Source organism: Marinomonas ostreistagni, assembly GCF_016888445.1.
GTDB lineage: Bacteria > Pseudomonadota > Gammaproteobacteria > Pseudomonadales > Marinomonadaceae > Marinomonas > Marinomonas ostreistagni.
The window spans coordinates 636545-658453 of the sequence record NZ_JAFEKF010000002.1; the positions used below are offsets into that span (position 1 = coordinate 636545).

Annotated in this window: 20 protein-coding genes; 9 read left to right on the forward strand and 11 right to left on the reverse strand. The window is 50.6% G+C overall.

The window, feature by feature from the left end; translation table 11 throughout:
* Window positions 1–218: 218 nt before the first annotated feature.
* Window positions 219–1703, reverse strand: a complete 1485-nt coding sequence (locus JQX58_RS08370) for a cobyric acid synthase (protein ID WP_204146383.1) — start codon at window positions 1701–1703, stop codon at window positions 219–221.
* Window positions 1704–1789: 86 nt separating this feature from the next.
* Between JQX58_RS08370 and cbiB the strand changes: the two genes are divergently transcribed.
* The 6 genes from cbiB to JQX58_RS08400 all read left to right on the forward strand — a co-directional run bounded on the left by cbiB (window position 1790) and on the right by JQX58_RS08400 (window position 5921).
* Entirely contained in the window at window positions 1790–2728 is a 939-nt protein-coding gene (gene cbiB / locus JQX58_RS08375; protein WP_204146384.1) for an adenosylcobinamide-phosphate synthase CbiB, read from the forward strand.
* 3 nt (window positions 2729–2731) lie between these two features.
* Window positions 2732–3799 (forward strand): aminotransferase class I/II-fold pyridoxal phosphate-dependent enzyme, encoded by a 1068-nt coding sequence (locus tag JQX58_RS08380; RefSeq protein ID WP_204146385.1) that lies wholly within the window; start codon window positions 2732–2734, stop codon window positions 3797–3799.
* On the forward strand, window positions 3799–4320 hold the full coding sequence (gene cobU / locus JQX58_RS08385; RefSeq protein ID WP_204146386.1) for a bifunctional adenosylcobinamide kinase/adenosylcobinamide-phosphate guanylyltransferase: 522 nt from the start codon (window positions 3799–3801) through the stop codon (window positions 4318–4320). The genes JQX58_RS08380 and cobU overlap by 1 nt, the downstream gene beginning before the upstream one ends.
* Window positions 4321–4466: 146 nt before the next feature.
* Window positions 4467–4964 (forward strand): xanthine phosphoribosyltransferase, encoded by a 498-nt coding sequence (gene gpt / locus JQX58_RS08390; RefSeq protein WP_204146387.1) that lies wholly within the window; start codon window positions 4467–4469, stop codon window positions 4962–4964.
* A 181-nt stretch (window positions 4965–5145) separates the two neighbouring features.
* Window positions 5146–5550: a DUF2914 domain-containing protein gene (locus JQX58_RS08395; protein ID WP_204146388.1), complete on the forward strand. Its 405-nt coding sequence runs from the start codon at window positions 5146–5148 to the stop codon at window positions 5548–5550.
* 38 nt (window positions 5551–5588) lie between these two features.
* Entirely contained in the window at window positions 5589–5921 is a 333-nt protein-coding gene (locus JQX58_RS08400) for a DUF1904 family protein (RefSeq protein WP_204146389.1), read from the forward strand.
* Between the two features lie 110 nt (window positions 5922–6031).
* On the opposite strand, the gene astB is transcribed toward JQX58_RS08400, so the two are convergent.
* Genes astB through astA form a run of 3 tightly spaced genes read right to left on the reverse strand, consistent with a single transcriptional unit; the run spans window position 6032 to window position 9924 of the window.
* A complete protein-coding gene (gene astB / locus JQX58_RS08405) occupies window positions 6032–7381 on the reverse strand; it encodes an N-succinylarginine dihydrolase (RefSeq protein WP_204146390.1) in 1350 nt (449 codons plus the stop codon).
* Between the two features lie 11 nt (window positions 7382–7392).
* A complete protein-coding gene (gene astD / locus JQX58_RS08410; protein WP_204146391.1) occupies window positions 7393–8865 on the reverse strand; it encodes a succinylglutamate-semialdehyde dehydrogenase in 1473 nt (490 codons plus the stop codon).
* A gap of 12 nt (window positions 8866–8877) precedes the next feature.
* The gene (gene astA / locus JQX58_RS08415; RefSeq protein ID WP_204146392.1) at window positions 8878–9924 is read right to left on the reverse strand and encodes an arginine N-succinyltransferase; all 1047 of its coding nucleotides are present in this window, start codon (window positions 9922–9924) and stop codon (window positions 8878–8880) included.
* Between the two features lie 252 nt (window positions 9925–10176).
* On the opposite strand from astA, the gene JQX58_RS08420 reads away from it, so the two are divergent.
* Entirely contained in the window at window positions 10177–10422 is a 246-nt protein-coding gene (locus tag JQX58_RS08420) for a DUF1653 domain-containing protein (protein WP_204146393.1), read from the forward strand.
* A 41-nt stretch (window positions 10423–10463) separates the two neighbouring features.
* Here the strand turns inward: JQX58_RS08420 and JQX58_RS08425 are convergent, their stop codons facing one another.
* The 3 genes from JQX58_RS08425 to JQX58_RS08435 are packed head-to-tail and all read right to left on the reverse strand — an operon-like array spanning window position 10464 to window position 15681.
* Window positions 10464–11435 (reverse strand): LysR family transcriptional regulator, encoded by a 972-nt coding sequence (locus tag JQX58_RS08425; RefSeq protein WP_204146394.1) that lies wholly within the window; start codon window positions 11433–11435, stop codon window positions 10464–10466.
* 51 nt (window positions 11436–11486) lie between these two features.
* Window positions 11487–14576 carry an efflux RND transporter permease subunit gene (locus tag JQX58_RS08430; RefSeq protein ID WP_204146395.1) on the reverse strand — a complete coding sequence of 1030 codons (3090 nt, stop codon included), beginning with the start codon at window positions 14574–14576 and terminating at the stop codon, window positions 11487–11489.
* A gap of 1 nt (window position 14577) precedes the next feature.
* Window positions 14578–15681: an efflux RND transporter periplasmic adaptor subunit gene (locus JQX58_RS08435; RefSeq protein WP_204146396.1), complete on the reverse strand. Its 1104-nt coding sequence runs from the start codon at window positions 15679–15681 to the stop codon at window positions 14578–14580.
* A gap of 318 nt (window positions 15682–15999) precedes the next feature.
* Here JQX58_RS08435 and JQX58_RS08440 point away from each other — a divergent pair, with 318 nt between their 5' ends.
* Window positions 16000–16614 (forward strand): COG3904 family protein, encoded by a 615-nt coding sequence (locus JQX58_RS08440; RefSeq protein ID WP_204146397.1) that lies wholly within the window; start codon window positions 16000–16002, stop codon window positions 16612–16614.
* Window positions 16615–16629: 15 nt separating this feature from the next.
* Window positions 16630–16923 carry a DUF1289 domain-containing protein gene (locus JQX58_RS08445; protein WP_204146398.1) on the forward strand — a complete coding sequence of 98 codons (294 nt, stop codon included), beginning with the start codon at window positions 16630–16632 and terminating at the stop codon, window positions 16921–16923.
* On the opposite strand, the gene radA is transcribed toward JQX58_RS08445, so the two are convergent.
* The 4 genes from radA to glnK form a co-directional block, all read right to left on the reverse strand.
* Complete coding sequence (radA, locus tag JQX58_RS08450) at window positions 16920–18305, reverse strand: DNA repair protein RadA (RefSeq protein WP_204146399.1); 1386 nt, start codon at window positions 18303–18305, stop codon at window positions 16920–16922. The two genes, JQX58_RS08445 and radA, sit on opposite strands and share 4 nt — an antisense overlap.
* A 102-nt stretch (window positions 18306–18407) precedes the next feature.
* On the reverse strand, window positions 18408–19934 hold the full coding sequence (locus JQX58_RS08455) for a bifunctional GNAT family N-acetyltransferase/carbon-nitrogen hydrolase family protein (protein ID WP_204146400.1): 1527 nt from the start codon (window positions 19932–19934) through the stop codon (window positions 18408–18410).
* A gap of 136 nt (window positions 19935–20070) precedes the next feature.
* Window positions 20071–21333 (reverse strand): ammonium transporter, encoded by a 1263-nt coding sequence (locus JQX58_RS08460; RefSeq protein WP_204146401.1) that lies wholly within the window; start codon window positions 21331–21333, stop codon window positions 20071–20073.
* 39 nt (window positions 21334–21372) lie between these two features.
* Entirely contained in the window at window positions 21373–21711 is a 339-nt protein-coding gene (gene glnK / locus JQX58_RS08465) for a P-II family nitrogen regulator (protein ID WP_204146402.1), read from the reverse strand.
* Window positions 21712–21909: the final 198 nt, after the last annotated feature.

The following is a 21909-nucleotide window of genomic DNA, read 5'->3' on the forward strand; positions in this document are numbered from 1 at the left end:
GATATAGTTGAAATCTAAACTGAGGACATAAAAAGGTAACCGATTACATTTTGCTTACATAAATTGACAGAGGAATAATAAACTTTTTGCCTCAGAGGATAAATAAAGCCATAAGTAAATTTTATAACAGATAAGATATAAGATTTATGCCTATCATTAATAACAGCCATTAGGTGTGCGTTATCAAACGCCAGCGTGTATTTAAGCAAAGGTTAAAGTTAGTCGCGCAGTCCGACAAATTCGCGACACTGCTTAATCAGCGCATCAATATCCATATGCTCATCACAGCTTGCTGCAAGACGGGCGACTTCTTGCTCGCGGTAGGCTTCGTAGTCAAAGGCTTGGCTATCTACAGCGCCCGCCCAGTCAAGTAGGGCTTTTAGAGCGTGTTTGTCGTCAAATAAGCCGTGCAGATAAGTGCCAATAATTTGCCTATCTTCTGATAGATAGCCTTCGAGTTCGCCGTTTTCTAGCGTGGAGAAATGTTGCACAGGCTGGTTGAACTCAGAAATGCCACTGTGAATCTCGTAGCCCTTCACACTGGCATCGCCAAGAGACGTTATCACGCCAGTGCGCTGTCTTAGTTGCTTACCGTCTTTCAGTTCAGTGCGCATGGGGATATAGCCCAAGCCTTTGGCGCTACTTGCTGCGGCGTTTTCTATACCCAGTGGATCGTCTAAGAACTCTCCAAGCATTTGAAAACCACCACAGATGCCTAAAAGCTTGCCGCCGTAGCGCAGGTGACGGGCGATATAGTCTTCCCAACCGAGTTCACGTAAAAAGGCGAGGTCCGCTTGTACGCTTTTACTGCCTGGCAAAATCACTAAGTCAGCAGGCGGGATGGTTTCGTTTTTACGTACAAGCGTCACTTGAACATTTGGGTGCAAGCGCAAAGCATCCCAGTCCGTGTGGTTACTGGTGCGTGGTAGCACGGGAATGACCACATGCAGCTTGGTATCTGAGCCATCTTTGATGGGGCTGGCGGCGACCGCATCTTCGGATTCTAAATGAAAGCCCATTAAGTACGGCAACACGCCGAGCACAGGTTTACCGGTGCGTTCTTCCAGCCAATCAAGGCCGGATTGCAGTAGCGCGATATCACCACGAAAGCGATTGATAACAAAGCCAATCACGCGATCTTGCTCACTTTGCGAGAGCAGTTCTAATGTGCCCACCAAGTGCGCAAACACACCGCCTTTGTCGATGTCAGCAATGATGATCACTGGGCAGTCGATGCTTTCGGCAAAGCCCATATTGGCAATATCGCGGGCGCGCAGGTTGATCTCGGCAGGGCTACCAGCACCTTCGATCAAGACACAGTCGTATTGATCGGCAAGGCGATGGTAAGAATCTAGCGCGGCGTTTTTGGCGATGGTTTTGTATTCGTGATAGCCCACCGCATTCATATTGCCCACCGATTGGCCCTGGATAATGACTTGCGCGCCGGTGTCTGTATTGGGCTTAAGCAAAATCGGGTTCATATGCACATCGGGCTCAAGCCCTGCAGCATAAGCTTGTACCGCTTGCGCGCGGCCGATCTCATTGCCATCGGCGGTGACGGCGCTATTAAGCGCCATATTCTGCGGTTTGAACGGTGCGACCTTGAGCCCGCGCTCTTTCATCAAACGGCATAGGGCAGTGACTAGAGTACTTTTGCCCGCATCTGAAGTAGTGCCCTGCACCATAAGATTAAAAAAACGCATGTGGGTTTGTCCGTTCGATTGATTACAATGGGGCGATTTTAACGTATTTCACGTCTTTTTAATTGAATGATGTCGCGGATAACCTGATGGATTTTCTTTTTGAATATTTTTCCTGCACAGCTTTGGCCTTGCTGAGCGCGCTGTTGCTAGATCGTTGGCTTGGGGAACCGCAATCTTGGCACCCGCTGATTTGGTTTGGTAACTGGGCGAGCCGCTGGCGCAATGCTTGGCAACTACATCCGACGGCCCCGAAAACGCTACAGCGCCTACATGGCGTGGGTGTTTGGAGTGTGGCCGTGCTGCCGTGGGTGGCGTTGTTGGTGCTGTTGTTATGGCTGCTGCCAAGCTGGCTTGAGTGGTTAGTCGGCACAGTGATTTTGTATTTCACCATTGGTTGGCAAAGTTTGCGCGAACACGCGATCGCCATTGCTAAGCCTTTGCACGCACAAGATTTGCCTCAAGCGCGTGCCGCGGTCGGGCGCATTGTCAGCCGAGATACGTCGGCTTTAGACGAAACACAAATTGCCAAGGCAAGCATGGAGTCGGTACTGGAAAACGGCAGTGATGCCATCTTTGCGCCGATTTTTTGGTTCTTGCTATTGGGGCCTGCGGGGGCGCTTTTGTATCGTTTGTCGAACACGCTAGATGCTATGTGGGGTTATAAAACGCCAGAGCTTCTACACTTTGGTTGGTGCGCTGCCCGCATGGACGATGTGTTGAATTACCTGCCTGCGCGTCTGACGGTGCTGACCTATGCTCTGTTTGGCAATACTAAGCGTGCGCTCTGGTGTGCGTGGCATCAAGGCCGTGGCTGGAAAAGTCCCAATGCTGGCCCTGTGATGGCGGCGGGCGCGGGGGCGCTGCAGGTATCATTGAGCGGCGCTGCGACCTATTTTGGCGAACTGCAAGTACGCCCCACCTTAGGGAAAGGCCCTGAGCCTAAAGTGAATGATTTAGACCAAGCGGTGCGCTTGGTGGATAAAGGCGTCTATCTGTGGGCGTTGCTGATTTTGGTACTACTATAAATTATGAATTTTACATTAGAGCCACCCAAGCACGGTGGCGATTTAGCCGTATGGCAACGCCGTGAGCAACATGCTGATCATTGGTTGGATTTGTCGTCTGCATGCAATCGTGAGCCGTGGCCGATTCCTGAAGAGCTATTACAAAGCAGCGCAAAGCTTTGGTACGAACTGCCGGATCAGTTTGTGCTTGAGCAAGCGGCGACGGATTACTTCGGCCAAGCACCATTAGCGATCGGTGCTGGAACGCAGCAGTTTATCGAGATCTTGCCTGCTCTTTTATTAGAAAAAGGTGCACTTGAAAAAGTAGCGCATAAAAAAGTGCTCGTACCAGCGGTGGGTTATCAAGAGCACGGTTACAGCTGGCGCAAATGGGGCTACGAGGTCAGCGAATACCAAGATGTCAGTGAGCTATTGAATACAGACTGGGACATCGCCGTGGTGATCTCGCCCAACAACCCTTCTGGCCAATATCTTTCGTTGCAAGAGTCTGAGCAGCTTAAAGTATTGCTAGAAAGCTCCGAGCGCCACTTGGTGTTAGACGAAGCTTTTTTAGACGCTACCCCCGAGCAGAGTTGGCTTAATGGGCCGCTACCGAGGGGCTGTTTTGTATTGCGCTCGGTGGGTAAATTCTTTGGTTTGGCCGGTGCTCGAGTAGGCTTTATTTTTGGCGATCAAAGCTTTCAAACAGCGATTCAATCCTTGCTTGGTCCTTGGCCAGTAGCGACGCCCGCGCTGCATTTGGTGACCAAAGCGCTCCAAGATACAGCATGGCAAGCAGAGGCATTAGAGTCATTGGCTGAGCGACATGCCTATTTTATCGACAGTGTTGTACCTAAGCTGAATACCTTATTTGACTCGCAAGCCATGCAACACACGCCGCTGTTTTTTACTTGGCAGCTAGAGCCAGAGCAGGCCCAGAAGGCGTTTCAGGCGTTACATTCCGTTGGTATCCATATTCGTTTGGGCGAAGGGTGGGTGCGTGTTTCTCTGCCCGCAGGGCATGAGATGCAACGTTTGAACAACGGCTTGGTGAGATTATTGCAAGGTCATCAATTAAAGGAGCTCGGCTAATGAAGCACTTAGTGTTGGGTGGCGTGCGCAGCGGCAAGAGTCAGTTTGCCGAGCGTTGGATCGCCGAGCAGCGTGAGCAGGTGGTTTACATTGCCACCTCGCAAGTCTGGGATGGCAGCATGGCAGAGCGTGTCGCCAAGCATCAGGCGTATCGCCCTGAGCATTGGCAAACCATTGAAGAGCCTTTCAAACTGGCGGCTACTTTGACCAAGATAGCGGACCAGCAGCCCGACGCTGGGGTGATTGTCGAGTGTTGTTCTTTATGGCTGACCAATTTGCTGTGTGCCGAAGATGAGGCGCAGCTTGAAGCTGAGCGCGAAGCGTTTTTAAACGTCTTGGAAAACTACGCGCAGCCCGTGATTTTAGTCAGCGCCGAAGTGGGCTTAGGCATTATGCCGATGAATGCTCTGGCGCGCCGTTATGGTGATGAAATAGGTACGCTAAATCAACGACTTGCCCAGCTATGTGATCAAGTAACTTTGGTCACAGCAGGTTTGCCACTAAGCCTTAAATCTTGCTGAGGGTCGTTGTTGGGCTGATTGTGGGTATTTTTAAGTAGAAAAAACTTAACCAATTGGTCTAAAATGCGCGACCTATACAGATTTGTCGGTCCAGAGCAGCGTAGCGCAAGCCTTTGTAACCGAATTAGCAAGCTTAGGAGTGAAGCATGAACCCTTATTCAAAAGACTTTCCGGTATCTTGGTACGAACTGCACCGTGACGCCCGTGCGTTGTCGTGGCGCCTATTGGAGCAAGGACCTTGGAAAGGGATCATTGCGATTACTCGTGGTGGCTTAGTGCCAGCGGCGATTCTGTGTCGTGAGATGGACATTCGCCTGATCGATACCATCTGTGTCGTCAGCTACGATTCTACCGAGGAAGGCGGCACGGCTAATGTCCAAGGCGATCTGCGTATTCTTAAAGGCGTAGAAGGCGACGGCGAAGGCTACATTCTGATCGATGATTTGGTGGATACTGGGAAAACCGCCCGCGAGATCCGCAAATTGCTGCCTAAAGCGCATTTTGCCACGGTTTACGCTAAGCCTGCCGGTAAGCCATTAGTAGATACCTTTATCACTGAAGTAAGCCAAGATACTTGGATTCGTTTCCCTTGGGACATGGAATACACCTTTTCTACCCCTTTGGCCGATCGTCAAAAGGTCTAATTAGTGTAAATTGCTTTGAGTCGATTTCGGCGCTTGTATACACTTGCGCCCTCGCTTAAAGATTGCATTTTGCTACACAAAAAAACGCGTTGTTGAGCGAATTTTGAGCTAACTTGTATAGCTACGAGATGTGCTCTTAGGTCACTAAGAGCGTTCTGATGAAAACAGTGTAGGAATCGTTATGTTTCATTCTCTGATTCGCTCCATCTTAGTTTGCTCTGCTGTTATCGGTGTATCCATGGCTTCGGCCAGTGGCTACATTGCGCGGGCGCAGTTTGCCTCTGATGTGTTAGATCGCGAGCCGATCGATGAACTAGGCGATGTGATCCAAGTGCAATACGGTGAAATCCAGCGCGTTTACTTTTTCACGGATATCCGTGATATGTCAGGCAGCCAAGTTACCCATCGTTGGACCCTAGACGGTGAGCTTGAGGCTGAAATCCCATTTGATATTGGTGGTGATCGCTGGCGCGTATGGTCGAGCAAACGCTTAATGCCTGGGTTTGATGGCCAATGGACGGTCGAAGTCGTTAAGGATGGCGAAGTCATAGAAACACGTTCGTTTAACTATGTGGATGAGTGGTAAACTAGGTCTATCTTAGACTCCTTCATGAGGTTGATGTTATGCCACACATTCGCGTACGCGGTTTAGCGCTAGAAGATTTAGAGTCCGTTTCGGACAAGATGGTTGAGTCTCTGGCGCAGCTTACCGACACCCCCAACTCGCATTTTACGCTAGAATATCAAGCGGTTACCTACCTTGCCGTAGGCGGCGCCTCGCCAGCGTATCCGTTTATTGAAATTCTATGGTTTGATCGCGGAGCAGAGGTTAAAGCCCGTGTGGCGCAAGCGATCGACGATTTATTGCGTCCACTGATCAGTGCAGGCCAAGACATTACCGTGCTGTTCCACGATCTTAAAGGCAGTGATTACTTCGAAAACGCTGAACACTTTTAAGTGTAATGTAGGACTGCGCTGTGCGCAGGAATGGTCTTCCTGTCCGCATGTTTTTTCCCGCGCACAGCGCGGTCCTACAAAATGATGATTCCTCAACTCACCGTCCGGTCCTAGGCTTTTTGGAAGTCATAGAGACTGCCCAGCTGCAGTATTTGCGTCAGTTCATCCAGTGCTTCACGAGATTCCCGTAACAGTAGCGGATCGGCTAAGTCGGCTTCGACTAGGCGGTCTCGATAATGTCGATCCACCCATTCATTCAATAATTGAAACAAAGCATCGTCCATTAAGGTCGCAGGGTTCACGGCGTTGAGCTCGTTACTGGTCAGTGCTACGCGTAAGCGCAAGCACGCGGGGCCGCCGCCATTGGACATACTTTGTTTTAAATCAAACACTTTAATGTCTTTGATGGGGGTGTTGCGGGCCTGCAAGTCCGTCAGGTACTGCCACACGCTCTCATTTTCATAACATTCGCTTGGCACGACCAACACCATATCGCCGTTGGGCTGACTTAATAATTGGCTATTAAACAAATAGGATTGCACGCAATTTTCTAAACTGACGGCGCTTTGTGGCACTTCGATAAAATGTAAACGGCTGTCTTGTTGCCCCCAAGCAGCGCGCAAAGCATCGCGCATCTGTGTGTTATCAATAAAGGCTTGCTCGTGATAGAAATGCACGTTGCCATTACCCACGGCGATGACGTCATTATGAAACACGCCGGCATCGATCGCTGCGGGGTTTTGTTGCACAAACACACAGCGCTTGGGATCTAAACCGTGACGTCTGGCGATGGCTTGTGATGCCTCTAAGGTATGACGCGCGGGATAGCGCTCAGGCCTTGGTTGGCGCTGATCAAAGGCGGACATGCCATAGACAAAAAGCTCCACGCCTGCCGCGCCATAAGCGCTACAAAAACGCGTATGGTTGGCGGCGCCTTCATCACCAAAATGATCCACACTGGGCAGCGCATCATGGTGGACAAAATAGTGCTCATCAGCAAAAGTGGCGCGCAAAATAGCCCCAGTAGTTGGATGCTCGATGGCGCGATGAAATTTATTCACCAAGTTTGCGGGCGTGAAGTGCACACGCTGATCGTAGGTGTCGGCACTGGGTGAGACAGTGGCGGCATTGGCGGTCCACATGCAAGAAGCTGAGCTCACCGCAGCGAGTACTTTAGGGGCTTGTTTGGCGGCTTGAGCTAACATTTGCGCATCTGAGCCATAAAAGCCTAGCGCTTTAAGTGTCGGCATGTGCGGACGCTCATGGGGCGCCAATACCCCTTGAATAAAGCCCATATCGGCCAAGGCTTTCATCTTAAACAGTCCTTGTTTGGCTGCCGCTTTAGGATTAGACGGTCGCGTGCTGTTATTTTGAGAGGCTACGTTGCCAAACGACAAACCGCTGTAATTATGGGTCGGTCCGACTAAGCCATCAAAGTTGGCTTCGATTGCATTCGCCATGATTTGCTCTCCTAAAGTGTGACGCCGTGGGGCAGTGTATCGGGTAGCTGTAGCGCCTCGACTTCGATGCTGGCCACTGGGTAGGCGCAATAGTCAGCCGCGTAGTAAGCGCTGGCGCGATGGTTGCCACTTGCTCCCGTGCCACCAAATGGCGCCGCGCTGGAGGCCCCCGTGGTCTGGCGATTCCAGTTAATAATGCCCGCTCGGGAATGCTGTAAAAACCAGTCATATTCAGCGCGCTCATCGGACAAAATCCCTGCCGACAGGCCAAAGCGTGTGGCGTTGGCGATCTGCATGGCCTGGTCGAGGTTGTCGTAGCGAATCACACTTAGCAGTGGGCCAAAATACTCTTGATCCGGCAGACTTGATAAGATCGAGGTGACATCAACGATGGCGGGCGTGACGAAGCCCGTATGGGCCGCTTGGCGTGTCATCGGCACCACTGCATGGGCGCCTAGGTCGATCAGTTTACGGTAGTTTTGCAGTAAGGTATCGGCTGCTGCAGCGCTCACTACTGGCCCCATAAAAGGTTGAGGCTCGGCATCAAAACGGTCCACACGTAAGGCTAGGGTAGCGCTCGTTAAGGCTTCTAAAATGGCATCGCCGTGGGCGCCTTTGGGTAACAATAAGCGCCGTGCACAGGTACAACGCTGACCCGCCGATAAAAACGCCGACTGAATGATTTCATGCACCACTGCACGTATATCTGAGGTGTTGTCTGACACCAGCAGTGGATTATTGCCGCCCATTTCGAGCGCTAGGATCTTACTTGGGTGGCCAGCAAACTGCTCATGCAGAAGATGGCCGACACTCGGGCTTCCGGTGAAAAACAAACCGTCGATACCATCGTGGTTGGCTAGGGCGATGCCGGTATCACGCGCGCCTTGCACCAAATTGAGTACACCCGCTGGCAGGCCCGCTTGCTGCCATAGCTGTACAGTGTAATCGGCGACTGCAGGCGTCAGCTCGCTAGGTTTAAAAACTAAGGTGTTGCCAGCGATCAAAGCGGGCACGATGTGGCCATTTGGCAAGTGTGCAGGGAAGTTATAAGGACCGAAGACGGCCACGACGCCGTGGGGGCGATGGCGCAAAACCGCCGTGGCGCCTGGCATGTCGCTCGATTTAGTGCCAGTGCGTTCTTGGTAGGCCTGCTCCGAAATAGCAACCTTGCCAACCATGGCGGCAACCTCGGTGCGCGTTTCCCAAAGTGGTTTGCCGGTTTCGCGGCTGATCAGTTGTGCCAAGGCTTCGCTGTTTGTTTTCACCAGTTCCGCAAAGCGTTGGATGATGCTAAGGCGCTCGCTCAGAGGGCGGTTGGCCCAAGCTGGAAAAGCGGAGCGCGCCCCTGCGATAGCGTACTCAACTTGAGCAGCGCTGGCGCTGTTGCCGTGCCACACTTGGCTGCCATCGGCTGGATCAAGTGAGGTCAGTGGAGCGCCTTGGCCAGCTTGCCACTGACCGTTAATAAAGTGCATCTGTTGCATAGAAACTCCTAACTAAGCGTGACGCGCATAAGGTGAAAGTTCGACGATGCGCACGGGATCTTTGTGTTGTATCGCTAGGGCATCTGCCTCTGCTTGCGTGAGCACGAGTCCGCTGCCTGGAGGTGTCGGGCGCTGGATCAGCAGACAACGAAAGCCGGCCAGCTTAATGTTGGCGACCAAATAGTAGGGGCCTTCTTCCGTGCTTTTGGGCTCGCCAATACTGGCAAATACGACTCGGCTATCGCGCACGGCGCGGATATCTTGTACGCGTGCTTCGATGGTGGGGCCACCATCAAAGATGTCGACGTAGTTTTCAAAGCGGAAGCCTTCTTGTTCCAGTAAACGGCGTGCAGGTTCAGTGCTGCTATGGCATTTGCCCAACACATCGCGTGCCTCGTTGGAGAGCAAATTGACGTACACGGGGTTATTGGGCATGAGTTCCGCGATAAATTGCTTGTTGCCTTGGGCTGTGAGCTCATCGGCACGCTCGAAGTCGATCGAGAAAAACTGGCGCCCTAAGCTTTCCCAGAGCGGCGAGGTGCCATCTTCGTCACATACACCGCGCATTTCGGCAAAGATTTTTTCGGTAAAGCGCTCAGGGAACTGCGCCAAAAACATAAAGCGGCTCTTGGACAACAGCTGGCCATTACGGGAGTGCCGATAATCCTCTTGTAAGAATAGAGTGCAGACTTCACTGACGCCGGTGTAGTCGTTATTAAGCACCAAGGTCGGATGAGTGTTGTGCACGCCAAGCTCACGGGATGAGTGCGTAATCGTGCCCAAATGGTAGCTGTAAAAAGGCTCATCTAAGCCGACGGTCGCAAGCAGGCCACAGGTGCCGACAATCCGCCCTTGATCGGTGTCTTCTAACACGAAAAGGTAGCTTTGGGGGCCGGGGTGTTCGAGATGCTCGGTGTGGAAAGAAGTGTGCGACAGGTCGATTTTACGTTGCAGCACTGTTTTATCGGGGACTAATGACGTAAATCCGACACCCGTGAGCGCCGCTAAGCGCTCTAACTCGTCTAAATCCTGTTGCTCAATGGCACGTATAACCATCATGGTAATCATCCTCTTATCACTGCACTGAGGTGCCTAAATGCTTCTTCTGATTACAGTTTAGTCGAAATTTTCAGCCTTGCTGTGATGACCCGAAGAAACTTCTTGGTGCAGCGATAGGCGCTATGAATAGCACTGGACGTGCTCGCTAAATAGACCGAGAATAGGCGTCTATGCACCAGTGGGAGCCATCATAAGTGGCGCGCTATTGAGTCTTCGAAGCGTAGAGCGCTTCATCAGCAACGTAGGAACAACATGAAAAAAACGGCTATAAAACCAGGTGTCTACCGTCATTATAAAGGTGCGGAATATTGGGTTGAGCGGGTTGCACGTCATAGTGAGACGGAGCAGGAATTAGTGATTTATCAAGCTTTGTACGGCGACTATGGATGGTGGGCAAGACCTAAATCTATGTTTTTAGAAAGTGTTGAAATCGAAGGTGAGACGATTCCTCGATTTGATTGGGTGCGTGCCAAAATCGAGCCTGATAACCAGTCATAAAACAAAAAAGGATGCTTCAAAGCATCCTTTTTTATGAGCCATTAGTCGGTGTGAATCCACGGCGACGCTTGCATGAAGCTGTAAATCTGGTCGCGGAACCAACGGTGTGCTGGGTCTTTATCGTAACGTTCGTGCCAGCAAATCTGCACCGGATGACGGCCACTGTATGGGTCGGCTTCGATGGCATCGTCTGGTAGCGGCATCACCTTGATATTGGTGTAGTTTTCGCGCGAGGCAATGTTGGTAAACAGCTCGCCCAACTGTGCTGAGCCGATCAACGCCATGCCGCGCTTAACCGCTTCGACGGTCACCGCAATACTGTCGGTTTCAATCTTAGGCTCGATGACGTAGCCCAGTTGCTCCAGTTTTTCGATGGTGACACTGGTGGTGGCACTTTGGAAGTTACGAATATTAAACACTACGGTTTTGTGATCAAGTAGCTCTTTTAGCGTCACTTCGTCTTGGAAGTAGAGTGGGTGTGCTTCACTTAAAATCACACAGCCATCCATACTGCCGACCAGTTTGCTGCGGATATTATTGGGCGTAGACGTGGCATTAATAATGCCAAGGTCGACGCCGTTCATGAGTTCGTCGAAGCCTTCATCACTCCAGTTGCTGCTGACCAAACGAATATTCGGCGCTTGGTAATGTAGCATCGCCAGTAAAGGCTCAATAAACGACAATAAGACTTCTTCATCGGCTTTGATGCTAAAGCGACGTTTGAGCGTGCTTTGGTCAAAATGACTTGGCTGTAGCAAGTTGGCCATCGAGCCTAAGATCGGTGTGATTTGCTCATGCAGTTCGTAGGCACGAGAGGTCGGGCTTAAGCCGTAGGCCTGACGGGTAAACAGTGGATCTTTGAACAGCTCACGTAGGCGCTGTAGAGACTTACTTAACGCTGGCTGAGTCACGCCCAAGCGCTCGGCAGCACGTGATACGCTGCATTCTTCTAAAATGACTTCGAAGGACACCAGTAACTTGATGTCGAGTTTTAGAATATCATCAATTTGCATAATTCTTCCTGAGTTACCTTGGCCGCGAGCGACCAAGGATTTCTAGTGCGATTAACCATTGAAATCGCTGACTTTTCGATACTTCACACGATGCAACATGGCATAAAAGACGGGCACCGCGATCAATGTGAGAATGGTTGCAAAGCCTAAGCCAAACGCGATGACCACTGCCATGCCTTCAAAGAAAGCATCATAAAGCAATGGTACCATGCCTAGGATGGTAGTGATTGCCGCCATACATACCGGTCGCACACGACTTACCGCTGATTTGAAGATCGCCTCATAGGTTTCCGTTCCTTGCGCAAGCTCGTAGTTTATTTGGTCTGCTAAGACAATGCCATTTTTGACGATCATACCTGACAAGCTCAAGAAGCCAAGTAAGGCCATAAAGCTAAAGGCTGCATTCATAACCAGTAGTCCTGAGGACACACCGATCAGCGCCAATGGCACGCAGAACCAAATAACCAGTGGCACGCGCACAGAGTTAAACAACAATATGGTAATGATGAACATAAACAGATAGCCCATTGGCAGCGACGTAAAGATGTTCGCTTGCGCTTCGCTACTGCTTTCGTATTCACCGCCCCATTCTAATTCGTAACCGGGTGGTAGAGAAATATTCTCCACCGGACCACGAATACGGCTGAACACCGACATTGCGGTTTCGTTGCCCAAGATCAAAGGATCGGCCTTAACCGTAATGGTGCGTTTGCGATCACGACGCTCAATAATGGGGTTTTCCCAAACCGTCTCAAATCCATCGACTAGGTTGGCCACTGACACATAGGCGCCGGTCGCTGGACTGTAGATTTGCAGGTCCCGAACTTGATCTATCGATACTCGCTCACTTTCTGGCACCGTTTGTACGATAGGCAGTAGATCAGTGCCATCGCGATAAGTTCCAATTTCTGAGCCAGTAAAGTTGGTCAGCAGCACTTCATCAAGGTCGCTTTTATTAATGCCTAAGCGGCGTGCTTGAGCATCATTAAAAATAGGTCGCAAGACTTTCACAGGGTGACGCCAGTCGTCCTTGATGTTTTCAAGACCGCCATCGGCACGATAGATCGCTTGGGTTTGCTCACTCAATTGACGCAGAACTTTAGGATCTGGGCCACTAAAGCGTGCTTCGACTTTGGCACCCGTTGATGGCCCGAGTTGCAATCTTTGCAACTTAAATTCAACCTCTGGGTACTTGGTCGACATCAATTGATAGATTTCTTCCATCAACGGCGGGATGTCTTCACCCGACTTAGTACGCACAATAAACTGGGCGTAGCTGGAGTCGGTTTGCGTCGCTTCGTAGGTCAACATGAAGCGTAGCGCGCCTTGCCCTGTAGTACTGGTGATAAACTCAACACGCTCATCACCGAGCAAGTCTGCTTCAATCTCGTTTACTTTGTCATAGGTCGCATCAATGTGCGTGCCTTCCGGCATGTTGATGTCTAAGTAAAACATAGGAGTTGTTGAAGGTGGGAAGAAGGCTTGTTTCACAAACTGAAACGCCCAGCCCGATACCAACAGCGCAACCACCAATGAGCCGACGGTAACCCAACGAAAATGCATGGCTTTGTCGAGCAGCCATTTGTACCAGACAAACAAGAAACCACGGTACGGGTCTTGGTCTTGCTGGTCAGCACTGTCGTCTTGATGACGTTGCTTTTTCTCTTTGAAAAACAAATCACAGAAAAACGGCGTCAGAGTAATCGCCGTAATCCAGCTCAGGAGCAAAGAAATCATCAGCACGTAGAACAAGGAGCCGACGAATTCACCCACTGAGTCAGGCGATAAACCAATTGGCGCAAACGCGGTGATGGCGATTACGGTCGCGCCTAAGAGCGGCCACATGGTTTGTTTGACGACGCCTGTGGCCGCCTCCATTTTGCTTTGGCCACGGTGGATGCCGATTAAGATGCCTTCTGTCACGACAATGGCGTTGTCCACCAGCATGCCTAGGGCGATGATTAAGCCCCCCAAGGAGATCCGCTGTAGGTTAATGCCAAAGTATTCCATGACAATAAAGGTGCCCAAAATGGTTAGCAGCAAGATCAAACCGATCAAGATGCCAGAGCGAACGCCCATAAACACCAGCAGTACCAAGATCACGATGCCGACGGCAGCCGCTAGGTTGGATAAGAAATCGCTTACCGATTTGGCCACTTCCTTGGATTGGAAGTACACCGTATCCATGCTGATGCCCACTGGTTGCTGATATTCAAGCTCAGTTAGGCGTTGCTCAATACGCTCGCCCACATCCACTACGTTGACGTTATTGCTAAAGGAAATACCTAATAGCAGAGAGCTGGCGCCATTGAAGTTAACAAGGTGATCTTGCGGGCTTTGGTATTCACGTTTGACCGTGGCGACGTCGCTTAGGCGAATTAGGTTGCCTTCGCCTGGGGTACCAATGGTGAGATTTTCTAGTTCAGAAATATCATTAAATTCGCCGGTCGGGCTGATACGAATGTAATCCGAGCCGACGCGCACTTTACCCGCATTGGAGACAATGTTTTGGTTGGCAAGCAAAGACTGGAACTGCTCCGGCGACACGCCCATGGTGGCGAGCTTGGAGCGCGAAATCTCAATGGTTACTTGTTCCGCTTGTTCGGCGGCTACTTCAACTTTGGCAACTCCATCTACTAACACCAACTCACGCTTAACGTAGTCGACGTAGTTTTCTAAATCTTTGTAAGGATAGCCTTGGCCATGTACGGCGAGCATAATGCCAAACACGTCACCAAAATCGTCCACCACTACTGGGTTGGCGACGCCCGCGGGGAAGCTGCCATTCATATCGCGGACTTTTTTACGTACCTCGTCCCAGATCTGCTTCAGCTCTTCGGCGCGGTAGGTGTCCTTGATGGTGATTTGTACCTTCGAGTAGCCTTCTTTAGACGTGGATTTGATTTCGTCTATATAAGGCAGATTTTGTATCTCAAGCTCGATCGGATAGGTAACTTCTTCTTCGACTTGCTCAGGACTGGCCCCTGGATAGTAAGTAATCACTAGGGCGTCTTTAATGGTGTATTCTGGGTCTTCTAGCTGGCCAAGATTGGTAAAGGCGATGGCGCCCCCGATCAATAAGATCAGGGTCACCAGCCAACTAGAGACTTTGCGCTCAATAAAATAACCGGCAACGTTCACGTTAGATTCCTCCCTCACGCTTCCATGGACGTACTTTCATGTCCGCTGTGAGGCTGTTGACGCCTGCGGCTACGATTTGTTCGCCGCCATTAAGGCCTGACAAAATCTCGATGCTATCTTGGGTCATGTCGCCCAATTTGACCGGGCGTGGTGACACCGTGCCCGCTTCATTGTCATATACCCACACCACGCTGTGGCTATTACCGTCTTCATCTAACTTGTTCATCACCGCTTCTACCGGCACTAAAATATGGCTTGGTTGGCCGCTGATGGCACTGATATCAATGTCGACGGTGGCGGTCATGCCCGGTAATAAGTTGATGTCGGTTTTATCTGGGTTTAACAATGACAAGGTCGCGTCGTATGACTTCGTCGTGGTGTCAGGGGCGGTGCGGTGCTCTTTATACTTGCCTTCAAACACACGACCAGGCACCGCATCGATGGTGACTTTGGGGTGATACTCTAGGGCGACTTTTTGGATGTTGGCCACTAAGCGCTCAGGAATCTGAAACTCGACGTCCATCTGCTCGATGTTTTGGATGTGCAAAATGGTTTGCGAAGCGCCGACGTACTCGTAGTTTTCAATGTCTAGCGACGCAATTACAGCATCGTAGGGCGCTCTAAGCTCAGTGTACTTAAGTTGGTTTTGCGCGTTTTCTAGGGCGTTTTCGGTTTGATCTAGATTGGCCTTAGCTTCGTCAAACTGTGACTTAGAGGTCGCGTTGCTCGCCAGCATGGTTTTAACGCGATCAAATTGCGCTTTGGCCAGTTTGTAATTGGCTTGGGACAGTTCTACCTGTAGCTGGTAGTCGGTGGGGTCCAGTGACGCAAGTAGCTCACCACGCTCGACGCGCTGACCTTCACGGACATTGAGCTTGGTGATTTGGCCGCCAACACGAAAGGCGAGGTCGGCTTCATCGCTGGCTTGAAGCTCAGCCGGAAAGTGGCGAATGCTGACCGCATCCGTGGCATCGATGTTGTACAGTTTAACAGGTCGAATAATCTCTTGCTCGGGGGCGGCGTCTTGATCAGAGCAGCCGGTGAGTAACACAAGAGTTGAAAGAGCAATAAGGATAGGCGTTAGCGCCCAACGTTGGCGTACCATGTAACACTCCGCTTGCGATAGGTAAGAACAATATGAATAACCCAATTTTATATCTTAGGAGTCTAGTTATAAATTTTCAGATTGCTATGCAAGATATTACTGAAGGGTATGTCTTGTGATTTAAGTCGACTATTGTGACCAAACGGGCAGTATTTGCCTCGAATGTGAGTGTCGCTAAGCATTATATGAATGACTGCTTAAATACAGTGGTTTATAGAACAAATGTGATTTGTTGCTTTATTGTGAGCACAGGCTATGCACATCATCTAGTATGCTGTATTTACTCATCTACATTGCCGACACCATAAGGAGTCAACCTTGCAAGCATTAACAGGACGTCAGAGCGTTTGGCTGAGCATTTTAGCGACTGTGTTAGTTATCAGTGGTTGTGCCAACATGGGGGGCTCACAAGCAAGCGTCGGGGCGGCTCGGGCAAGTGCTCCCTTAGCGGTGTTTGTCGATGAAGATGTGGCTTATTTATCGGGCTATCTCACCAGCGAAGTCCCCGAGCAAATTACGAGCTTAATCAATGATTACCCTAATGTGACCGATTTAGTGCTGGTCGATGTTCCAGGCTCGTTAGATCAAGACGCCACCATCGAAGCGGCTAGACTGATTCGACGATTTGAGCTGAATACGCATATCGCTAAAACTGGCTATGTTTTGTCTGGTGGCGTAGATTTATTCTTAGGCGGCGTTGAGCGCACCATTGGCGCGGGTGCTGGCGTAGGCGTGCACTCGTGGCGCGATGTGTCTCATGCCAGTGATGATATTGATTTGTCTGATCCGGTACACGCCAGCTACGTCAACTTCTATCTTGCCATGGGCGTGCCAGAGCGTTTTTACTGGTTCACCCTTGACGCCGCGCCAGCAGAGCGTATTTACTTCTTATCACCAGAAGAGTTTTATGATTATCGCTTAGTGACAGATTAAACCTGTGAGGTAGGGATGGAGCAAATTGAGTTATTTCAAGTTGAAAGTCCCTGCCGTGGCATCTGTGAGTCCAGTAGCAAGGGCTATTGCAAAGGCTGTTTGCGCAGCCGCGATGAACGCTTCCATTGGCATGAAATGAGTGATGCGCAAAAGCGCCAAGTGATTCAACTGTGTCGCAGCCGCTGGCAACGTATCCTAAGAGCGCGCCAAGAGCGACTACAGCACAGTGATAAGCCGATGCCTTACGGCATGGAGGGCGAAGCCATGCAAGACCTCTTCGCCACGCCTGCAACGCTTGATAACGACTAACCGAAAATCGCTTCGATAGCCTCTGCCAAGCGCTCCACACCCACGACCGTCATGCCTTCAATAGGCTTCTTCGGGCAGTTCGCTTTGGGCACGATCGCACGCTTAAAGCCATGCTTTGCCGCCTCGCTGATACGCTCTTGGCCTGACGGCACAGGGCGAATTTCCCCCGATAGACCCACTTCGCCTAAGACCACCAAGTCGTGCGGCAGCACTTGATCACGGAAACTTGACACCACCGCAGCGATAGCGGCTAAGTCGGCCGAGGTCTCTAACACCTTGACGCCCCCGACCACGTTTAAATACACATCTTGGTCGGCGGTCATTAGGCCGCCGTGCTTATGCAACACCGCCAATAGCATGGACAGACGATTGTGATCAAAGCCTACGGTCACCCGTCTTGGGTTACCCAATGCTGAATCGTCGACCAGTGCTTGCAGCTCGACTAGCAGTGGTCGCGTACCTTCCCAGACCACCATCACCAAACTGCCAGCAGCCGGATGATTGGAGCGGTTTAAGAAGATCGAACTGGGGTTTTTGACCTCCTTGAGGCCGTTTTCCAGCATCGCGAATACGCCTAGTTCATTGACCGCACCAAAACGGTTTTTCATGCCGCGCAGGGTACGAAAGCGTGAGTCTTCTGAGCCTTCTAATAAGACCGAGCAGTCGACCATGTGCTCCAGTACTTTTGGACCTGCTAAGGTACCGTCTTTGGTGACGTGACCAACCAGTAACACAGTAGTTTGGGTTTGCTTGGCAAAGCGCGTCAACACCGCGGCACTTTCACGTACTTGCGACACACTACCAGGGGCCGACTCGATGCCATCAAGGTGCATTACCTGAATCGAGTCGATCACCATGACTTTGGGTTTGACTTGTTCGGCGACCGCCAAAATGCCTTCGACACTGGTTTCAGACAGCATTTTTAGGTTTTGCGTGGGCAAGTGTAAACGGTGGGCGCGCATAGCGACCTGCTGTAACGATTCCTCGCCGGTGACGTACATGGCGCTTTGTTGCTGCGCCAGCCAACACATGGTTTGCAGCAATAACGTACTTTTACCAGCGCCAGGGTGACCACCGATCAGCACCACACCGCCCGGTACCAAACCACCACCTAAGACGCGGTCAAATTCATTGGCGCCTGAGCTAAAGCGGGGTACATCGCCAAGGTCGACTTCGGACAAATCTTGAATGCCAGTGGTCGCACCCGCATAGCCTTTGCGCCCCGAATCTTGGCTCGCCGCCACGCGTGCAGAGGTTTTGGCGGAGCTGACTTTGAATTCTTGTAGGCTATTCCATGCGCCACAAGCTTGGCATTGCCCTTGCCACTTAGCGTAATCGGCACCGCACTCATTGCACACAAAAGCTGTTTTCGCTTTGGCCATAATGGATTCCTGTAATGTTTAAAACCTATAACAGAAACAGCCGCTCAAGAGCGGCTGTTGTAGAGCTAAATCTAGATAGGTGCCAGTGTAGCAGAGCTTGCTTTAGCTGGCTTTCCAGTTGATTGAATAAAGATCTTGGCGACGGTCTTTCAGGTTGTTCACCGAGCCTTCACTACGAACTAATTTAAGCTTATCTAAGTCCAAATCAGAGAACATCAACATCTCTGTGTTAGGCGTCGTCTCGGCCATCACCGCATCGTGTGGGAACGAGAAGTCAGAAGGTGAGAACACCGCGCCTTGTGAGTACTGCACGTCGAGGTTTTCTACCTGCGGCAAGTTACCACAGCTACCACAGATCACCACATAACACTCGTTTTCAATAGCACGGGCTTGCGCACAACTGCGCACACGCAAGTAACCGTTTTTGGTGTCAGTCCAAAACGGCACAAACAAGATGTCCATATCTTGCGAGGCAAGATGACGGGCTAGCTCTGGGAACTCAACGTCGTAACAAATCAAGATGCCAACACGGCCGGCGTCGGTATCAAACACGCGTACTTCGTAGCCGCCTTCGATGACCCAGTCACGGCGCTCATGCGGCGTGATGTGGATTTTGCGTTGCTCTTCGATAGTGCCGTCACGACGACACAAATAGCTGACGTTGTACATCACATCATCTTCTACTAGCGGCATAGAGCCAGTGATGACGTTGATGTTGTAACTGACCGCTAGCTGCGACATTTCGCTGACAAAGCGCTCGGTGAAGGACGCCAAGAAGCGGATCGCTTCCATCTGGTTGGTTTGGTCTGGCGCCAAGCCCATCAGTGGTGCGTTGAAAAACTCTGGGAATAGAGCAAAGTCACTTTTATAGCTTGAAAGCGCATCAATGAAGTATTCCACTTGCTTAAGCAACTCTTCGACACTGGCGACTTCACGCATTTGCCATTGTACGGCACCGATACGGACTTGAGTTTTACGGTACTCCAAGACAGTCGTCTCAGGCTCGTAGAAAATGTTTTTCCATTCCAGCAGCGTCGCGTAACCACGTGACTTTTCATCTTCTGGTAAGTACTTGGTCAAAAGACGCGTTACTTGGAAGTCGTTGGACAATTGGAACGTCAAAATCGGATCGTAGATTTTGCGTTTGTCGACCGCTTCTAGGTATTCCGCTGGGTTCATTTCATCCGCGTGCTGGTAGTAGTTCGGGATGCGTCCACCGGCCAAAATAGCAATCAGGTTTTCTTGGCGACACAGCTCTTTACGTGCTTCGTAAAGACGACGGCCAAGACGGTAACCGCGGTAATCTGGGTCAATCAATACGTCCAAACCGTACAGCGCATCGCCTTCTGGATCATGGTGGATACGCTCACGCTGATCGACTAAGTCATCATAGGTGTGTGGGTTGCTAAAGCGTTGGTAATTCACTTTAACAGACAAGGCCATGCCGACAATCTTGTCGTGGTCGACCAAACAAATTTGTCCATCAGGAAGATCTTTGATCAGCTTGCGAATAGTGTGTTTTGGCCAAGAACCGCCGATATCATGGTACACACGGTCCATTAATTCTTTAACTTGTGGGTAGTCATCCAGGGTTAAGTTGCGGATCTTTAAATGTAGATCTTCCAACATACTGTCTCCAAATAGGTGCTATCGATACTAGGACTATAACCACTTTGATAGCAAAATTGCAGAAATAGTTAAACACTAGAACTGAAAAACCCCCGCAGAGCGAGGGTTTTCCAAGGAGAGGTATAATCGCTAAGGATTATTTTTTGAACTCTGGGTACGCTTCCATACCACATTCAGAGATATCGACACCTTCGTACTCTTCTTCTTCAGAGACACGGATGCCCATGATCGCTTTGATCGCTAGCCAAACCACTAGGCTTGAGGCAAATACCCAAACAAAGATGGTTAGTGCACCGGCGATCTGACCGCCGAATGAAGCACCGTCGTTGGTTAGTGGCACGGCTAGTAGACCCCATAGACCGACCACACCGTGGACTGAGATCGCACCTACAGGATCGTCAATTTTCATCTTATCAAGCATCAAGATTGATACCACTACGATTAGACCACCGACGACACCAATTAGGGTTGCGCCCAGTGCTGAAGGTGTAGATGGCTCAGCTGTGATCGCCACTAGGCCAGCTAGTGCGCCGTTTAGCAGCATGGTTAGATCGGCTTTACCGAATAGGATACGTGCTAGAACCAATGCACCCACTGCACCACCGGCTGCGGCCGCGTTGGTGTTAAGGAAAACCATAGCAACTGAGTTAGCATTAGCGATATCGCCAAGTTTTAGTACTGAACCACCGTTGAAGCCGAACCAACCCATCCATAGGATGAAAGTACCTAGCGTCGCTAGTGGTAGGTTGGCACCAGGGATCGCACGCACTTCACCGTTAGGGCCGTATTTGCCTTTACGAGCGCCAAGCACTAGCACACCTGCAAGCGCGGCTGCCGCACCCGCCATGTGTACGATACCTGAGCCTGCGAAGTCAGAGAAACCTAGGTCACCCAAGTTGAACATACCGAAGACGTCTGCGCCGCCCCATGTCCAAGAACCTTCAAGTGGGTAGATAACGCCTGTCATAACCACCGCAAAGGTTAGGAAAGCCCATAGCTTCATACGCTCAGCCACAGCACCTGATACGATCGACATAGCCGTCGCAACGAATACCACTTGGAAGAAGAAGTCAGAGGCACCCGCGTAGATAGAGCCGCCTTCGAAGCCACCTTCACGGCCAGCGAAATCGGTCAGAGTAGACGCGACGTCTACGTCTTGAATGCCTGATAAGAACCATGTGCCGCCGTACATGATGGCATAGCCACACACTAGGTACATGATACAAGAGATCGCAAATAGCGCGACGTTTTTAGTTAGGATTTCAGTGGTGTTCTTAGAACGAACCAGACCGGCTTCGAGCATTGCGAAGCCTGCCGCCATCCACATAACCAGTGCGCCACACACCAAGAAGTAAAAGGTGTCCATGGCAAATTGTAAGTGAAAAATTTGATCTTGCATGAGTCGCCCCCCTAAAGGCTAGAAAGATTCTGACAGCGATTAAACGGCATCTTCGCCTGTTTCGCCGGTACGAATACGAACCGCTTGTTCCAGTGTGACGATGAAGATTTTACCGTCGCCGATTTTGCCAGTGTTGGCTGCGTTGGAGATGGCTTCGACCACTTGGTCGACCATGTCAGCGGCAATGGCTAGCTCAATTTTTACTTTCGGTAGAAAGTCCACAACGTATTCTGCACCGCGGTACAGCTCGGTATGGCCTTTTTGACGTCCAAAACCTTTTACTTCTGTCACGGTGATACCTTGCACACCAATTTCAGAAAGGGCTTCACGAACATCATCCAATTTGAATGGTTTGATGATGGCAGTAATAAGCTTCATACCTACAGTCTCCTTAAAAGTCTGGCTTATGTCGTATCGCAGGTAATTAGCTCTATTCAATATGTGTGCCATATTTTAAAGATCGTGTAAAAGGGCGCTAAATTCGGGCATTAGCGGCTATATGGCAGTGTTTTGGGGAGAAGGTGAATCTACATGGATAGCACGAACGCACTGTCAGTGCGCCATTTTTGTGCATCA

What these genes read in the sequence shown, in the direction of transcription:
- radA (WP_204146399.1), bottom strand. Translation starts at nt 18,305, where the DNA reads ATGGCCAAAGCGAAAACAGCTTTTGTGTGCAATGAGTGCGGTGCCGAT.
- JQX58_RS08445 (WP_204146398.1), top strand. Translation starts at nt 16,630, where the DNA reads ATGGAGCAAATTGAGTTATTTCAAGTTGAAAGTCCCTGCCGTGGCATC.
- JQX58_RS08420 (WP_204146393.1), top strand. Translation starts at nt 10,177, where the DNA reads ATGAAAAAAACGGCTATAAAACCAGGTGTCTACCGTCATTATAAAGGT.
- JQX58_RS08370 (WP_204146383.1), bottom strand. Translation starts at nt 1,703, where the DNA reads ATGCGTTTTTTTAATCTTATGGTGCAGGGCACTACTTCAGATGCGGGC.
- glnK (WP_204146402.1), bottom strand. Translation starts at nt 21,711, where the DNA reads ATGAAGCTTATTACTGCCATCATCAAACCATTCAAATTGGATGATGTT.
- JQX58_RS08400 (WP_204146389.1), top strand. Translation starts at nt 5,589, where the DNA reads ATGCCACACATTCGCGTACGCGGTTTAGCGCTAGAAGATTTAGAGTCC.
- cbiB (WP_204146384.1), top strand. Translation starts at nt 1,790, where the DNA reads ATGGATTTTCTTTTTGAATATTTTTCCTGCACAGCTTTGGCCTTGCTG.
- JQX58_RS08435 (WP_204146396.1), bottom strand. Translation starts at nt 15,681, where the DNA reads ATGGTACGCCAACGTTGGGCGCTAACGCCTATCCTTATTGCTCTTTCA.
- JQX58_RS08460 (WP_204146401.1), bottom strand. Translation starts at nt 21,333, where the DNA reads ATGCAAGATCAAATTTTTCACTTACAATTTGCCATGGACACCTTTTAC.
- JQX58_RS08395 (WP_204146388.1), top strand. Translation starts at nt 5,146, where the DNA reads ATGTTTCATTCTCTGATTCGCTCCATCTTAGTTTGCTCTGCTGTTATC.
- astA (WP_204146392.1), bottom strand. Translation starts at nt 9,924, where the DNA reads ATGATGGTTATACGTGCCATTGAGCAACAGGATTTAGACGAGTTAGAG.
- gpt (WP_204146387.1), top strand. Translation starts at nt 4,467, where the DNA reads ATGAACCCTTATTCAAAAGACTTTCCGGTATCTTGGTACGAACTGCAC.
- JQX58_RS08380 (WP_204146385.1), top strand. Translation starts at nt 2,732, where the DNA reads ATGAATTTTACATTAGAGCCACCCAAGCACGGTGGCGATTTAGCCGTA.
- astB (WP_204146390.1), bottom strand. Translation starts at nt 7,381, where the DNA reads ATGGCGAATGCAATCGAAGCCAACTTTGATGGCTTAGTCGGACCGACC.
- cobU (WP_204146386.1), top strand. Translation starts at nt 3,799, where the DNA reads ATGAAGCACTTAGTGTTGGGTGGCGTGCGCAGCGGCAAGAGTCAGTTT.
- astD (WP_204146391.1), bottom strand. Translation starts at nt 8,865, where the DNA reads ATGCAACAGATGCACTTTATTAACGGTCAGTGGCAAGCTGGCCAAGGC.
- JQX58_RS08425 (WP_204146394.1), bottom strand. Translation starts at nt 11,435, where the DNA reads ATGCAAATTGATGATATTCTAAAACTCGACATCAAGTTACTGGTGTCC.
- JQX58_RS08455 (WP_204146400.1), bottom strand. Translation starts at nt 19,934, where the DNA reads ATGTTGGAAGATCTACATTTAAAGATCCGCAACTTAACCCTGGATGAC.